At 60.7% G+C, this 14,819-nt stretch carries 14 protein-coding genes; 2 read left to right on the top strand and 12 right to left on the bottom strand.

All coding sequences use genetic code 11. The features are described 5' to 3' along the window. Positions 1 to 94: 94 nt before the first annotated feature. The 6 genes from acpP to IB241_RS24060 form a co-directional block, all read right to left on the bottom strand. Positions 95 to 331, bottom strand: coding sequence for an acyl carrier protein (gene acpP / locus IB241_RS24085; protein WP_003175607.1), 237 nt, complete (start codon positions 329 to 331; stop codon positions 95 to 97). A gap of 192 nt (positions 332 to 523) precedes the next feature. Beyond that, positions 524 to 1,267, bottom strand: coding sequence for a 3-oxoacyl-ACP reductase FabG (fabG, locus tag IB241_RS24080; protein WP_192300677.1), 744 nt, complete (start codon positions 1,265 to 1,267; stop codon positions 524 to 526). A 19-nt stretch (positions 1,268 to 1,286) separates the two neighbouring features. Then, positions 1,287 to 2,225 carry an ACP S-malonyltransferase gene (gene fabD / locus IB241_RS24075; protein ID WP_021491483.1) on the bottom strand — a complete coding sequence of 313 codons (939 nt, stop codon included), beginning with the start codon at positions 2,223 to 2,225 and terminating at the stop codon, positions 1,287 to 1,289. A gap of 126 nt (positions 2,226 to 2,351) precedes the next feature. After that, on the bottom strand, positions 2,352 to 3,362 hold the full coding sequence (gene plsX, locus IB241_RS24070; RefSeq protein ID WP_192300676.1) for a phosphate acyltransferase PlsX: 1,011 nt from the start codon (positions 3,360 to 3,362) through the stop codon (positions 2,352 to 2,354). A gap of 4 nt (positions 3,363 to 3,366) precedes the next feature. After that, positions 3,367 to 3,549 carry a 50S ribosomal protein L32 gene (gene rpmF / locus IB241_RS24065; protein WP_008152339.1) on the bottom strand — a complete coding sequence of 61 codons (183 nt, stop codon included), beginning with the start codon at positions 3,547 to 3,549 and terminating at the stop codon, positions 3,367 to 3,369. Positions 3,550 to 3,562: 13 nt separating this feature from the next. Next, a complete protein-coding gene (locus IB241_RS24060) occupies positions 3,563 to 4,093 on the bottom strand; it encodes a YceD family protein (RefSeq protein WP_015885435.1) in 531 nt (176 codons plus the stop codon). 105 nt (positions 4,094 to 4,198) lie between these two features. Between IB241_RS24060 and IB241_RS24055 the strand changes: the two genes are divergently transcribed. Beyond that, a complete protein-coding gene (locus IB241_RS24055; protein WP_192300675.1) occupies positions 4,199 to 4,777 on the top strand; it encodes a Maf family protein in 579 nt (192 codons plus the stop codon). 134 nt (positions 4,778 to 4,911) lie between these two features. On the opposite strand, the gene IB241_RS24050 is transcribed toward IB241_RS24055, so the two are convergent. From IB241_RS24050 to rluC, 3 genes are read right to left on the bottom strand one after another with little or no spacing between them, the layout of a single operon-like run. Further along, complete coding sequence (locus IB241_RS24050) at positions 4,912 to 5,895, bottom strand: S49 family peptidase (RefSeq protein WP_192300674.1); 984 nt, start codon at positions 5,893 to 5,895, stop codon at positions 4,912 to 4,914. 21 nt (positions 5,896 to 5,916) lie between these two features. After that, on the bottom strand, positions 5,917 to 6,579 hold the full coding sequence (locus IB241_RS24045) for an HAD-IA family hydrolase (protein ID WP_192300673.1): 663 nt from the start codon (positions 6,577 to 6,579) through the stop codon (positions 5,917 to 5,919). Further along, positions 6,566 to 7,525, bottom strand: a complete 960-nt coding sequence (gene rluC / locus IB241_RS24040; protein ID WP_033901273.1) for a 23S rRNA pseudouridine(955/2504/2580) synthase RluC — start codon at positions 7,523 to 7,525, stop codon at positions 6,566 to 6,568. The genes IB241_RS24045 and rluC overlap by 14 nt, the downstream gene beginning before the upstream one ends. A 759-nt stretch (positions 7,526 to 8,284) precedes the next feature. Here rluC and rne point away from each other — a divergent pair. After that, complete coding sequence (gene rne, locus IB241_RS24035; RefSeq protein ID WP_192300672.1) at positions 8,285 to 11,437, top strand: ribonuclease E; 3,153 nt, start codon at positions 8,285 to 8,287, stop codon at positions 11,435 to 11,437. 74 nt (positions 11,438 to 11,511) lie between these two features. Here the strand turns inward: rne and IB241_RS24030 are convergent, their stop codons facing one another. From IB241_RS24030 to IB241_RS24020, 3 genes are all read right to left on the bottom strand, one after another. After that, a complete protein-coding gene (locus IB241_RS24030) occupies positions 11,512 to 12,111 on the bottom strand; it encodes a nucleotidyltransferase family protein (RefSeq protein WP_192300671.1) in 600 nt (199 codons plus the stop codon). Beyond that, complete coding sequence (locus IB241_RS24025; RefSeq protein WP_192300670.1) at positions 12,108 to 13,061, bottom strand: XdhC family protein; 954 nt, start codon at positions 13,059 to 13,061, stop codon at positions 12,108 to 12,110. Before IB241_RS24025 ends, IB241_RS24030 begins: the two co-directional genes overlap by 4 nt. Before the next feature lie 124 nt (positions 13,062 to 13,185). Continuing rightward, positions 13,186 to 14,517: a dicarboxylate/amino acid:cation symporter gene (locus IB241_RS24020; protein WP_192300669.1), complete on the bottom strand. Its 1,332-nt coding sequence runs from the start codon at positions 14,515 to 14,517 to the stop codon at positions 13,186 to 13,188. Positions 14,518 to 14,819: the final 302 nt, after the last annotated feature.

Genomic DNA, 14,819 nt, shown 5'->3' with positions numbered 1-14,819 from the left:
GCTTCAGGCTCACTTTTCGTCAGAGCTAAAGAAAAAACCGCACGCTGTAACAGCAGTGCGGTTTTTCCCAACAGCAAGCGACGACTAAAAACTATTACGCCTGATGGCTGGTAACGTAGTCGATAGCAGCTTGAACAGTAGTGATTTTTTCAGCTTCTTCGTCCGGGATTTCGGTCTCGAATTCCTCTTCCAGAGCCATCACCAGCTCAACGGTGTCAAGGGAATCGGCACCCAGGTCTTCTACGAAGGAAGCAGTGTTGACCACTTCTTCTTCTTTGACGCCCAGTTGCTCGGCAACGATTTTCTTGACGCGCTCTTCGATGGTGCTCATACCTTGTTTAACTCCTAATGGACAAATTCAGGCAGCTGGCCAGTGGGTAAGTGTATAGAAAGCCTTTTCAGCTTTTCAACTGAAAGCTTCACCCACGTACCCGGTCGGCCACCTGCCTATAAATTAAGTTGCAGCTTTATAACGGATTTTAGACAGCTCGTATGACATTTTTTTGAAGCGATCCGTCACAATTTAACTCATGTACATCCCGCCGTTAACCGGGATTGTAGCCCCAGTCACGTATGCCGCACCGTCGGATGCCAGGAAAGTGACCACATTCGCGATCTCTTGAGCCTGGCCCAGACGGCCCAGCGGAATCTGCGTCAGCAAGGCTTCACGCTGTGCTTCCGGCAGCTCGCGGGTCATATCGGTGTCGATGAACCCTGGGGCCACCGAGTTGACCGTAATCGACCGCGAACCGACTTCACGTGCCAATGCACGGCTGAAACCTTCCAGACCGGCCTTGGCGGACGCGTAGTTTACTTGGCCTGCGTTGCCCATGGCACCCACTACGGAGCCAATATTGATAATTCGGCCCCAACGCGCCTTGGTCATGCCGCGCAAAACGCCCTTGGACAGGCGAAACAGACTGTTCAGGTTGGTATCGACCACGTCGTACCACTCGTCGTCTTTCATGCGCATCATCAGGTTGTCGCGGGTAATACCGGCGTTGTTTACCAGAATAGCCGGCGCGCCGAACTGCGCAGTGATCTGGGCCAATACGGCAGCCACGGACTCATCGCTGGTCACGTTCAGCTCAAGGCCGGTGCCTTGTACGCCGTTTTCCTTCAGGGTCGCGGCGATACGCTCGGCGCCCGAAGCGGAGGTGGCGGTGCCGATCACGATGGCGCCTTGGCGACCCAGTTCGAGGGCGATGGCCTGGCCAATACCACGGCTTGCGCCAGTAACCAGTGCAACTTTACCTTGCAGACTCATGCAGGCTTCTCCTAATTCTTCAGGCCAGTGCTGCGCGAGCGGCAGCAAAGGCATCCGGGGTATTGAGGTTAGCGGTCGACACACCGTCGGCGCAGCGCTTGTTCAGGCCGGCCAGGACTTTGCCCGGGCCGCACTCGACCAGTTCGGTGGCGCCATTGGCGGCCAGGGTCTGGACCGATTCAACCCAGCGTACCGGCTTGTAGAGCTGCTCCAGCAGGTCGCGCTTGAGGGTATCGAGGTCGGCGGCCACGGCCGCGCTGACGTTCTGCACCAGCGGGATCTGCGGCGCCTGCCAGTTGATGGCGGCGATGGACTCGGCAAAACGCTCGGCTGCCGGGCGCATCAGCTCACAGTGGGACGGCACGCTTACCGGCAACGGCAACGCACGCTTGGCACCACGAGCCTTGCAGCCTTCGATGGCGCGCTCGACTGCTGCCTTGGCACCGGCGATCACCACCTGACCAGGGGAGTTGAAGTTCACTGCGCTGACCACTTCACCCTGGGCCGCTTCGGCACAGGCTTCGATCACTACTGCATCGTCCAGGCCCAGGATTGCAGCCATGCCGCCCTGCCCCGCCGGAACGGCTTCTTGCATCAGTTGACCACGACGCTCGACCAGTTTGACCGCTTCACCGAGGGTCAGGCTGCCCGCCGCGACCAGGGCGCTATATTCGCCCAGGCTGTGACCGGCAACGAATGCCGGACGCGCGCCGCCTTCGGCCAGCCACAAGCGCCACAGGGCGATCGAAGCGGTCAGGATGGCCGGCTGGGTCTTGTCGGTTTGATTGAGCTGCTCTTCCGGCCCTTGCTGGGTCAGAGCCCACAGGTCGTAACCCAGGGCATCGGAAGCTTCCTTGAAAGTGTCCAGGATCAGCGGGTATTGCGCGCCCAGCTCGGCCAACATGCCGAGGGACTGCGAACCCTGCCCTGGAAAGACGAATGCGAGGGATGTAGACATGTAACAAGCCCCTAATGATCTGGTCGTCAAAAATGAACGCGCCTACGATGGGAGCGCACGAAACTGACAGATTGGATGGTCAATTGAACTGGCCGGTCACATTTAAGCATTTCCGGGCCGATTCGCCTAAGGCAACAGGTCTTCAAGACGGCCATGCAAGCGTTGCGGCAGGTTTTCCTGGATCTCGATCAGGGCTCGCGCAATCGCGCTTTGAAAGCCTTCTACACCGGCCGAACCATGGCTTTTCACCACAATGCCCTGCAGGCCGAGAAAGCTCGCACCGTTATGCCGCGCCGGCGCCAGGTCAGCCTGCAGGCGCCGCATCAACGGCAGCGCCAGGGCACCGACCAGGCGCGACGCAAAACCTTGCCTGAACAACGCCTCGATGCGCGCGGCGATCATGGTCGCCAGCCCCTCACTGGATTTGAGCAGGATATTGCCGACAAACCCGTCGCACACCACCACATCCGCCTCACCCCGGTACAAACCATCACCTTCGACGAAGCCGATGTAGTTCAAGCCGCGTGCGCCTTGAAGCAGCGTAGCGGCGAGCTTGACCTGTTGGTTGCCCTTGATGTCTTCGGTGCCGATATTCAGCAGCGCCACTCGCGGGCGAGCCACGCCTAGCGCTTCGGCAGCCACCGAGCCCATGACGGCGAACTGGAACAGGTGCTCGGCACTGCAATCGACGTTCGCGCCAAGGTCCAGCAGTTGGCAATAGCCCTTCTGCGTCGGAATGGCCGCGACCATCGCCGGCCGGTCAATGCCTGGCAGCGTCTTGAGTACATAGCGCGACAACGCCATCAACGCCCCGGTATTGCCCGCACTGACGCAGGCTTGCACCTTGCCATCGCGCAGCAACTCAAGCGCCACCCGCATTGAAGAGTCAGGCTTGCCACGCAGGGCAGCCGCCGGCTTCTCATCCATGGTGATGGTTTCGCTGGCTGGCGTAATCGTCAGGCGCGCGCGATCCACCGCCGGATGGCTGGCAATCAGTTCTTCAAGTAAGGAGGGTTGACCGACAAGGGTCAGGTGCAGCGAGGGCGTTGCAGACAGGCTGGCAATGCAGGCCTGAACAATGCTGCGGGGACCGAAGTCCCCGCCCATTGCGTCTATCGCGATGACTAGAGCAGACAAGTGATTACTCGTCAGCGCCCTTGTCGATCACTTTACGACCACGGTATACGCCTTCTGGCGATACGTGGTGACGCAGGTGAATTTCACCAGTGGTTTTTTCTACAGACAGAGTGCTTGCCGTCAGGGCGTCGTGCGAACGACGCATGTCACGGGCAGAGCGGGATTTTTTGTTCTGCTGAACAGCCATAATTGATTAACTCCTAAACGTTTGGGTCACGCTTTAACTGCGCCAATACACTGAACGGGTTGGACCGCGTTACCTCGTCCTCGCTCGGTTCGGACTCGTCATCGAGCCCCTCCGGCTGCTGGCATTCTTCCGGATGATGAGCAGGCACAATGGGCAAGGCGAGCAGAAGCTCCTCCTCGATCAGTGCATGCAGATCCAATGGATCTTCGCCCAGTTCCAGCACGTCATAACCTTTCGGCAACGACTGGGTATTCGCACCCTCCTTTACCACAGCGTAACTGCATTCGCTGTGAATCGGCAGGGTGACCAGCTCAAGACAACGCTGGCAAACCATTTTGACTTCGGTGTCGATAAAGCTGTGAATTACCACAGATTTACGTTCATCTCGTTCAAAAACGAATTTCGCCTGCACCGTACCGACAGTGTCGGAAAGCGGGTCGCAGAGTCTCTCCAAATCGGCCAGCAGCAATTCACCTTGAAGGGAAGTGCCACGATCAGCCAATTTGCGCGGGTCAACGTGAGGTGGAATCGGGTCATTCAACATAGGCGCAGCATTATAGGGATGCACCCAGCCATGTCAAAGGAAATTCAGCCCTGTCCGTCGCCAGGAGTCCTCGCTAGAATCCGCGACTGCCCTGAGGAGACGCCCATGCTGCCTTTATTACTCGCTTCCAGCTCGGTTTATCGCCGGGAATTGCTCGGCCGCCTGCACTTGCCGTTCATCTGCAGCTCGCCGGACATTGACGAAAGCCATCGCGCCAATGAGTCTGCCGTCGAGCTGGTCAAGCGCCTCGCCGCAGAAAAAGCCCGCGCCCTTGCCGCCGAGCACCCAGGGCATTTGATCATCGGCTCCGACCAAGTGGCGGCGCTCGACGGACGGATCATCGGCAAACCCCACACCTTCGAGAACGCCCGTAAACAATTGCTGGCGGCGAGCGGCAAGCGCGTCAGCTTCCTCACCGGCCTGGCCCTGCTCAACAGCGACACCGGCCACTGCCAGGTGGACTGCGTGCCATTCACGGTGCAGATGCGCGTACTGGACGCCGAGCGAATCGAGCGTTACCTGCGCATCGAGCAGCCGTATGACTGCGCAGGCAGCTTCAAGGCCGAGGGACTGGGCGTGAGCCTGTTCCAGAGCACCGAAGGGCCGGATGCCACCAGCCTGATCGGGCTGCCATTGATTCGACTGGTGGATATGCTGCTGGCCGAAGGCGTACAAATCCCCTAAGCCCACCACAAAACCAAATGTGGGAGCGGGCTTGCCCGCGAATGCAGTGGATCAGCCAATACATCAGGTGACTGAAACACCGCATTCGCGGGCAGGCCCGCTCCCACATTTTGATCTACACCAGGTTCGAAATCTCAGCGCAGGGTCGGACCCTGGAAGCCCATGTACAGCGCGAGCTTCTCCGCCACGCTGGCACCCAGCTTCTTGGAGAACCGATCAAACGGCGATTCCTGCACCGTAAAGTCCACCAGCTCTTTCTCGCCGACCACGTCCCGCGCCACCGAGCTGGCACTGCCCAGCCCATCGATCAAGCCCAACGGCAGCGCCTGCTCGCCGGACCAGACCAAGCCGGAAAACAGCTCCGGATGTTCCTTATCCTTCAGCCGATCCCCGCGCCCCTGCTTCACGCTGGCGATGAACTGGCGATGCGTGGTGTCGAGCACACCCTGCCAGAACTGGGTCTCATCAGGCTTCTGCGGCTGAAACGGATCCAGGAACGACTTGTGCTCACCCGACGTATAGGTGCGACGCTCCACACCCAGCTTCTCCATGGCACCGACAAAGCCATAACCGGCCGCTGTCACGCCAATGGAACCGACCAGGCTGGCCTTGTCGGCGTAGATCTGGTCAGCGGCACTGGCAATGTAATAGGCACCTGAGGCACCCAGATCGGAAATCACCGCATACAGCTTGGTATCCGGGTGCAGGCCGCGCAGGCGACGAATCTCGTCATACACGTAACCCGACTGCACCGGACTGCCGCCCGGGCTGTTGATACGCAGGATCACACCCTTGACCTTGGGATCTTCAAACGCCGAGCGCAGACTACCGACGATGTTGTCGGCACTGGCGGCCTCCTTGTCGGCAATTACCCCACGCACCTCGATCAAGGCGGTGTAGTTGCTGCCACGGGCGGCACTCTTCTCCATGTCCACCAGCGGACTGAACAGCACCAGCATGCCGAGCAGGTAAGTGAAGGTCAGCAGCTTGAAGAAAATCCCCCACCGCCGCGCACGACGCTGCTCCTGGACGCTAGCCAGGAGGGTTTTCTCCAGCAGCTTCCAGCTCTTGTCGTCACCATTCTCGGCCTTTTCAGGCGTTTTCCACTCATCACTCATGCCAATAACCCCAGCAAAGACTTAGTGAGCCTGACCGAGCCAGGCTTGCAATTCGGAAAAATGATTGATCGTCAGCCGTGGTTCGTACTGCTGCAAGGCTTCGGCGGACTGGGCGCCATAACTGACCGCAACACAGTCCATGCCCGCGTTGCGCGCCATCATCAGGTCGAAGGAGGCATCGCCCACCATCAACGCCTGGCGCGGCGCTACGCCGCAATGGGCGAGGATCTGCTCCAGCATCAACGGGTGCGGCTTGCTGGCGGTTTCATCGGCAGCGCGGGTAATGTCGAAGTAATCTTCCCAGCCATGGGCCCTGAGCACGCGATCCAGCCCGCGACGGGCCTTGCCGGTGGCGACCGCCAGGTGGTAACCCTCGGCGCGGAACGCGGCCAGGGAATGCACCACCCCCTCAAACAACGGCGAAGGCTCGGCCTCCAGGGCGATGTAGTGGTCGGCGTAGTGTTCACGGAACGCGATCAGCTCAGCATCGCTGATCTCGGGGTACAGGGTGCGGATCGCTTCGGGCAGGCCCAGGCCGATGATGCCCTTGACCGCATGATCGCTGCACAACGCGTAACCCGAGCGGGTCGACGCAGCGTGCATCGACTCGACGATCCGGCCAATCGAATCGGCCAACGTGCCGTCCCAATCAAAAATCAGCAGCTTGTAGTCAGGGTGCGACACTCAAACGCTCCACGGTCTTGGCCCACATCTCGTCGACCGGGGCCTGCAGCTTCAGTTCGCCGCCATCCGGCAGCGGCACGGTGAGCATGTAGGCGTGCAGGAACAGGCGTTTGCCACCCAGGTCGCGGATTTCCTTGGAGAAATCCTCGTCGCCGTACTTGGTGTCACCGGCGATGCAATGCCCGGCATGCAGGGTGTGCACACGAATCTGGTGGGTTCGCCCGGTGACCGGCTTGGCTTCGACCATGGTGGCAAAGTCGCCGAAGCGGCGCAGCACCTTGAACAGGGTCAGGGCTTCTTTGCCCTCCTCGTCCACCTCCACCATGCGCTCGCCGGAGCGCAGGTTGCTCTTCTGCAGCGGCGCCCGCACGCTCTTGATCGAGCTGGCCCAGTTGCCACGCACCAGCGCCATGTAGCGCTTGTCCACGCCATCGCCACGCAGGGCGGTGTGCAGGTGGCGCAACATGCTGCGCTTCTTGGCGATCATCAGCAGGCCGGAAGTGTCACGGTCCAGGCGGTGGACCAACTCCAGCTCCTTGGCATCCGGACGCAACTGACGAAAGGCTTCGATCACACCGAAATTCAGGCCGCTGCCGCCGTGGACGGCAATGCCGCAAGGCTTGTTGATCACGATCAGCTTGTTGTCTTCGAAGACAATCGAGGCTTCCAGGCGCTGCAACAGGCCCTGGGCCAGCGGCACAGGCTCGTCACGTTCCGGCACGCGCACCGGCGGCACACGGACGATATCGCCCGCCTGCAGCTTGTACTCGGGCTTGATCCGGCCCTTGTTCACCCGCACTTCACCTTTACGCAAGATGCGGTAAATCAAGGTCTTGGGCACGCCTTTGAGCCTGGCCAGGAGAAAATTGTCGATGCGTTGGCCGGCATATTCCGGCGAGACCTCGAGCAGCTGGACGCTGGGGGTCTGGGGGGCGGTAGTCGTCATGGCGGCGATGATAACAATTTTTTATGGAATTGAAGCACTTAATCATTGCTGCTATAGTCGCGAACGCCGCCAAAAGCGGCCTGGCCAGAGGACATGCGGCATACAGCCGGCCCTGACCATCGCAATTCATCAGGACGCGAGGCCGTCCTACGGGGCTTTCGCCACCTTGGAAGGCTCAGGATTGTAACGAGCGCAGGTGACATGAGGCCTGAAGCGAGTGCAGAAAGCAGAGTGAATACTCGCGTTTTGCGCCGATATTTACGGCCAGTTCACAAAGTGCAGTCAGTCTTGGGCCAGACCATGGCGAATGCTTCGGAAACAACGCCTGTTAAGAGCTGAGTGAGAGCGCAGTCGCCCACACCTAGTCTTGTTTAGCCATGAGCGTGTTCTCCCCATTGGAAAACACGGTAAATGCCAACCCGCTGCGGATTCTGCGCGCGGCAGCACCCGAATTATCAGGGATACGTGTAGGGTGGAGATGCACAACCGTCGGACCGTGTAGCACTAGGCTTATATTTAGACGCTTCATCTCGTCCACAGTCGCCGGTTGATTCCTCCTCCTGACCTTAGCTTTTGTTGAAGTGGTGCCTTGGTCACCACAGCAAACAAGCAGGACGCGTCCGTCGCGCCTTTGCCCCCTTTGGGCAGATGTCGCTGGACACTGGAGTGGCCAACCACTCTTGACGCACCTGACACCGACCGTGAGAAGTCGTGTGTGCCGAACGCCGTTTCCGGCAGCCCGGAAACCGACGGTACAACATGAAAAGAATGCTGATTAACGCAACTCAACCCGAAGAGTTGCGTGTTGCACTGGTAGATGGCCAACGCCTCTACGACCTGGACATCGAATCCGGTGCACGCGAGCAAAAGAAGGCCAACATCTATAAAGGCCGTATTACTCGCATCGAACCAAGCCTTGAGGCTGCCTTTGTCGATTTCGGCTCCGAGCGCCACGGCTTCCTGCCACTCAAAGAAATCTCCCGCGAATACTTCAAGAAAGCCCCTGAAGGCCGCGTGAACATCAAGGACGTCCTGAGCGAAGGCCAGGAAGTCATCGTCCAGGTGGAAAAAGAAGAACGTGGCAACAAGGGCGCAGCCCTGACCACCTTCATCAGCCTGGCTGGCCGTTACCTGGTCCTGATGCCGAACAACCCACGTGCCGGCGGCATTTCCCGTCGCATCGAAGGCGAAGAGCGTAACGAACTGCGTGAAGCGCTGAACGGCCTGGTTGCACCGGCCGACATGGGCCTGATCGTTCGCACTGCCGGCCTTGGCCGCAGCAGCGAAGAAATGCAGTGGGACCTCGACTACCTGCTGCAACTGTGGACCGCCATCAAAGAAGCGTCCCTGGATCGTTCCGCGCCATTCCTGATCTACCAGGAAAGCAACGTGATCATCCGCGCCATCCGCGACTACCTGCGCCAGGACATCGGCGAAGTGCTGATCGACAGCGTTGAAGCCCAGGACGAAGCCCTGACCTTCATCCGCCAGGTGATGCCGCAGTACGCCAGCAAGATCAAGCTGTACGAAGACAGCGTGCCGCTGTTCAACCGTTTCCAGATCGAAAGCCAGATCGAGACCGCCTTCCAGCGCGTAGTCGAACTGCCTTCCGGTGGCTCCATCGTGATCGACCCGACCGAAGCCCTGGTGTCCATCGACATCAACTCGGCGCGCGCAACGAAAGGCAGCGACATCGAAGAAACCGCCCTGCAGACCAACCTGGAAGCGGCTGAAGAAATCGCCCGCCAGCTGCGCCTGCGTGACATCGGCGGCCTGATCGTGATCGACTTCATCGACATGACTCCAGCCAAGAACCAGCGCGCCGTGGAAGAGAAAGTCCGCGAATGCCTGGAAGCTGACCGTGCCCGCGTGCAAGTCGGCCGCATCTCGCGCTTCGGCCTGCTGGAAATGTCCCGTCAGCGCCTGCGTCCGTCCCTGGGCGAGAGCAGCGGCATCGTCTGCCCGCGTTGCAACGGCACCGGCATCATCCGTGACGTTGAATCGCTGTCCCTGGCAATCCTGCGCCTGATCGAAGAAGAAGCCCTGAAAGACCGCACCGCCGAAGTCCGCGCGCAAGTGCCGATCCCGGTTGCCGCGTTCCTGCTCAACGAAAAACGCAACTCGATCACCAAGATCGAACTGCGCACCCGTGCCCGTATCGTCATCCTGCCGAACGATCACCTCGAAACGCCGCACTTCGAAGTGCAGCGCCTGCGTGATGACAGCCCGGAAGCCCACAGCGGCCAGTCCAGCTACGAAATCGCCGCTGCTGCTGCCGAAGTGGAAGAAGTCCAGCCGGCCGCTGCGACCCGCACCCTGGTTCGCCAGGAAGCCGCCGTCAAGACCGCGCCAGCCCGTGCCAACGCACCGGTCCCGGTTGAAGCCGCCGCTCCGGTTGCCGCACCGGCCGCCCTGCCTGAGCCAAGCCTGTTCAAGGGCCTGGTGAAGTCGCTGGTCAGCCTGTTTGCCACCAAGGAAGAGCCTGCTGCTCCGGTTGTGGTTGAAAAACCAGCGGCCGAGCGCCCGGCGCGCAACGAAGAACGTCGCAACGGTCGCCAGCAGAGCCGTAACCGCAACGGCCGCCGTGACGAAGAGCGCAAGCCACGCGAAGAACGTGCACCGCGTGAAGAGCGCGCACCACGTGAAGAGCGTGCTCCTCGCGAAGCCCGTGAAGAGACTCCAACCGTAGCCCGCGAAGAGCGTGCACCGCGTGAAGAACGCGCACCACGCACCCCACGTGCCCCACGTGAAGATCGCAAGCCACGTGGCGAGCGTGAAGAACGCGTGCGTGAACTGCGTGAACCGCTGGACGCAGCACCTGCCGTCGCCGCTGCTGGTGCCGCCGCTGTTGCTGAAGAGCGCCCGGCTCGCCAGCCACGCGAAGAGCGTGCGCCACGTGAAGAACGTCAGCCACGCCCACCGCGTGAAGAGCGTCAGCCACGTGCCGAACAGGCCGCCGCTGCCAGCGAAGACGAAGAAGTACTGAGCGCTGAAGAGCAGTCGCAGGAAGACGGTCAGGACGGCGCCGAAGGCGATCGCCCACGCCGCCGCTCCCGTGGCCAGCGTCGTCGCAGCAACCGTCGTGAGCGTCAACGTGACGCCAACGGCAACGTGATCGAAGGCTCGGAAGAAGCCGGCGAGAACGCAGAAGCAGCCACTGGCACCGAACTGGCTGCCGGCCTGGCCGTGACCGCGGCCGTTGCCAGCTCGGTCATCAGCGCATCGGCTGAAGCCCAGGCCCACGAGCAGGCTGAACGTGCGACCGCTGCTGTCGAAGAAACCGCCGCAGTTGAAGCACCCGTCGCCGAAACCCCAGTGGTAGAAGCGCCGGCTGTTGAAGCACCTGTTGCCGAAGCGCCGGTTGTAGAAGCAACCACACCAGTCGAAGCGCCGGTTGTTGCGCAAGTCGAACTGGCACCGGTTCACGAAGCCCAGCCAGAAGTCGAAGTGGTTGCGGTAGAAGCGGCACCGGTCGTTGAGCCTCAGCCAGTGGTTGAAGCCGTGGTTGAAGCACCCGTTGTCGAAGCCGCCCTGGAAGTTCGTGAAGTTCGTGAAGAACAGACCGCCTTCCAGTGGACTGCCGAGCCAGCCGCCCCGGTTGAAGCGCCAGCGCCTGCCCCTGTGGTAGAAGAAGCGCCGGCTCCGGTTGCCGAAGCTGTCGTGGTTGCAGAACCTGCTCCAGTGGCTGAGCCAGCACCGGTTGTCGAGCCTGCACCCGTGGTTGAAGCGCCAGTGGTTGCCGAAGTCGCCGCTCCGGTGGTTGAAGCAGCCCCGGCCAGCGCCTTGACCGAAAACGGCCGTGCGCCGAACGACCCACGTGAAGTGCGTCGTCGTCGCAAGGAAGCTGAAGCAGCCGCCGCTGCCGCTGCCGCTGCACAGGAAGCAGAACACGAGAGCAAACCTCTCGCCTGATTCCAGCAGCGACTAAAAAGCCCCGCCTGAGTGATCAGGCGGGGCTTTTTGATGCTTCCAATTTGCCATGCAGTTCAATCCGAGCGAGGTGGTGTGAAGCTCAAGAGTTGCGGCAAGTCGACATCCCAAAGCACCCCCGGGTCGTCCACCAGTACCTCCTGCACCGATGCCGACACAAACAACGCCCGCCCTCCACGATCACCGCTCAGCGCCATCAACTGCGGCCCAAACGCAGCCCCAAACGCCACAGGATGCCCATACCGCCCGCTCTGCACCGGCACACAAATGCCATCCACCTCCAGCCCCTCCACCACCCGCTCAATACTCGCAGGCTGAATAAACGGCATATCCCCCAGCACCACCAGCCAACCGTCAGCCGAACCACTGGCCGCAACCGCCGCCGCAAGGCTGTCGCCCATACCTGCAGACTCCAGCAACAGCACCTCACAGCCATACGCCCTGGCCAGACGAACCACCTCATCCCGCCCCGGCGAAGTCACCACCCAGCGCCGTACAATGCTCGCCGGCAGGTTCAGCAGCACCTGCTCGATCACCGGTCGCATCACGCCATCCAGGCCCATGCAGGCGGCCAACAGCTTGTCCTGGGCATCGCCCGCTTCAGCGCGGAACCGTCTGCCCTGCCCTGCCGCCAATACAAGCGCAGTGACCGTCACGACACCACGCCATTTTTGATCGCGACAATTTCCGCCAGCAGCGATAGCGCGATTTCCGCCGGTGTATGGCTGCCGATATACAAACCAATCGGCCCATGCAAACGCGCAATCGCCTCTGCCGACAACCCCAGCGCCGCCAAGGTTTCCCGGCGCTTCTGCGTATTGACCCGCGAACCCAGGGCGCCAATGTAGAACGCCGGTGAATTCAACGCCGTCAGCAACGCCATGTCATCCAGGCGCGGGTCATGGGTAAGGCAGACGATGGCCGTACGTTCATCGGTGTGGATATTCAACACCGCTTCGTCCGGCATGCCCGGCACGAAGCGGCCGTGCTGCTGCTCCCAGCCGTAGACGAACTCTTCCCGCGGGTCGCAGATCAGTACTTCGAAATCCAGCAGCCGCGCCATTTGCGCCACGTAGCGCGACAGTTGGCCGGCGCCGATCAGCAACAGGCGCCAACGCGGGCCGTAAATCGCACGCAGGCGCTCGCCGTCGAAGGTCACCGCATCGGTCTTGTTCGCCTCGCTCAGTGTCACCTCGCCGGTCGCCAGGTTAAGTTCACGGGCGACAATCTGGTGGGCCTCGCAGCGTTCCAGCAATTGCGACACCCACTCCCACTCATCAACACGCTCCTCGGTCAGGCGCAGGGTGCCGCCGCACGGCAAGCCAAAACGCGCCGCCTCATCGCGGGTGACACCGTAAGTCACCAGCTGCACCGGCGGCCCATCGGCCGGCAAGCGACCATCTTGCAGCCGCGCGATCAGGTCATCCTCGATGCAACCGCCGGACACTGAGCCGATCACCACACCATCACCACGCAAGGCCAACATTGCCCCCGGCGGCCGTGGCGCACTGCCCCAGGTCTGCACGACGCTGTACAACACCACACGCTGCCCGGCGCGACGCCATTCGAGCACGCTGCGCAGGACATTCAGATCAACGCTGTCCATCAAACCTCCAGCAAGCTTTACAACGGCAAACAGATTCACCCACTGTAAACCAGAAACGCAAACGCCCCGAACAGGTCGGGGCGTTTGTGTATCGCGGTCGGCGTCAGTTCACGCCGGCAGTAGCTTACTTGACGGTAGGTGCAGGGCCTTCGGCCACGCCCAGGTCATCCAGTTCGCGGGTTTCCGAGATACCGGTACCGCCGGACGCCAGCTCGCTTTGCAGCTTGTCGGTGTCCAGTTCCTTGACCCACTTGGCCACAACCAGGGTGGCCACGGCGTTACCAACCAGGTTGGTCAGGGCGCGGGCTTCAGACATGAAGCGGTCGATACCCAGGATCAGCGCCAAACCGGCAACCGGCAGGTGGCCTACGGCCGACAGGGTTGCAGCCAGTACGATGAAGCCCGAACCGGTCACGCCCGCAGCGCCTTTGGAGGACAGCAGCAGCACCAGCAGCAGCGTGATCTGGTGGGTGATGTCCATGTGGGTGTCAGTCGCCTGGGCGATGAACACGGCCGCCATGGTCAGGTAGATCGACGTACCGTCGAGGTTGAAGGAGTAGCCAGTCGGGATCACCAGGCCTACTACGGATTTCTTCGCGCCCAGACGCTCCATCTTGATCAGCATGCGTGGCAGTGCGGATTCGGAAGACGAAGTACCCAGAACGATCAGCAGCTCTTCACGGATGTAGCGGATCAGCTTGATCACGCTGAAACCGTGAGCGCGGCAGATAGCGCCCAGCACCACCAGCACGAACAGCACGCAGGTGATGTAGAAGCAGATCATCAGCTGGCCCAGTTGCACCAGGGAACCTACGCCATAGGCACCGATGGTGAACGCCATGGCGCCCAGGGCACCGATTGGCGCGAGCTTCATGATCATGTTGATGATGTTGAACATCACGTGGGCGAAGCGATCGATGAAGTCCAGTACCGGCTTGCCGTAGGCACCCAGGCGGTGCAGGGCGAAACCGAAGATCACCGAGAACATCAGCACTTGCAGGATGTCGCCGTTGGCGAAGGCGCCGACGATGGTGTTCGGGATAACGTTGAGGATAAAGCCAACGATGCTCTGGTCTTTACCGGCAGTCACGTAGGCCGCGACTTTCGAAGCGTCCAGGGTAGCCACGTCGATGTGCATGCCGGCGCCCGGTTGCACAACGTTGACCACGACCAGGCCGATCAGCAGCGCGATGGTCGAAACGATTTCGAAGTACAGCAACGCGTAGCCGCCAGTCTTGCCGACCGATTTCATGCTTTGCATGCCAGCGATGCCGCTGACAACGGTGCAGAAGATGATCGGGGCGATGACCATTTTGATCAGTTTGATGAACCCGTCACCCAATGGCTTGAGGGCCACGCCGGTATCCGGATAGAAGTGACCGAGCAAAATACCGATAACGATTGCAACGATCACCTGGAAATACAGGGATTTGTAGATTGGCTGACGAGTCGTCATTGCAAAATTCCTCAATCGTCCCGTGTGGCAAAGATCCGCCATTGCCCACGACACTTGAATTGCGAACCCTCCTGCACTGGAGGGATTTGTTGTTTGCGAGGCCTGTCGGAGCGGCCTGCGCTGTAATCTGTATCGCAAACGTCGTGCCACTTCTCTGAAAAACCCTGAAGGCCTTTAGACATCAGGGCTGAGGCTCTTCAGGCGCCCTCCAGCGCGCCGAATCAGGTGGCGGATTTCCGCCCACTCGTCCAATCACGTCCTACAATTTGGCGGATATCCGCCTTGTCGCCCTACCCTCGGCT

Source organism: Pseudomonas sp. PDM05 (assembly GCF_014851685.1).
In the GTDB taxonomy this organism is placed as follows: Bacteria; Pseudomonadota; Gammaproteobacteria; order Pseudomonadales; family Pseudomonadaceae; genus Aquipseudomonas.
Note: the sequence above shows the minus strand (reverse complement) of the source record. Positions and strands in the feature narration are given on the sequence as shown.

Bases quoted from the DNA above. Each gene is read 5' to 3' on its own strand.
- IB241_RS24060 (WP_015885435.1), bottom strand. From the start codon at position 4,093: ATGTTGAATGACCCGATTCCACCTCACGTTGACCCGCGCAAATTGGCT.
- fabG (WP_192300677.1), bottom strand. From the start codon at position 1,267: ATGAGTCTGCAAGGTAAAGTTGCACTGGTTACTGGCGCAAGCCGTGGT.
- IB241_RS24050 (WP_192300674.1), bottom strand. From the start codon at position 5,895: ATGAGTGATGAGTGGAAAACGCCTGAAAAGGCCGAGAATGGTGACGAC.
- IB241_RS24020 (WP_192300669.1), bottom strand. From the start codon at position 14,517: ATGACGACTCGTCAGCCAATCTACAAATCCCTGTATTTCCAGGTGATC.
- rne (WP_192300672.1), top strand. From the start codon at position 8,285: ATGAAAAGAATGCTGATTAACGCAACTCAACCCGAAGAGTTGCGTGTT.
- rpmF (WP_008152339.1), bottom strand. From the start codon at position 3,549: ATGGCTGTTCAGCAGAACAAAAAATCCCGCTCTGCCCGTGACATGCGT.
- rluC (WP_033901273.1), bottom strand. From the start codon at position 7,525: ATGACGACTACCGCCCCCCAGACCCCCAGCGTCCAGCTGCTCGAGGTC.
- IB241_RS24025 (WP_192300670.1), bottom strand. From the start codon at position 13,061: ATGGACAGCGTTGATCTGAATGTCCTGCGCAGCGTGCTCGAATGGCGT.
- IB241_RS24055 (WP_192300675.1), top strand. From the start codon at position 4,199: ATGCTGCCTTTATTACTCGCTTCCAGCTCGGTTTATCGCCGGGAATTG.
- acpP (WP_003175607.1), bottom strand. From the start codon at position 331: ATGAGCACCATCGAAGAGCGCGTCAAGAAAATCGTTGCCGAGCAACTG.
- fabD (WP_021491483.1), bottom strand. From the start codon at position 2,225: ATGTCTACATCCCTCGCATTCGTCTTTCCAGGGCAGGGTTCGCAGTCC.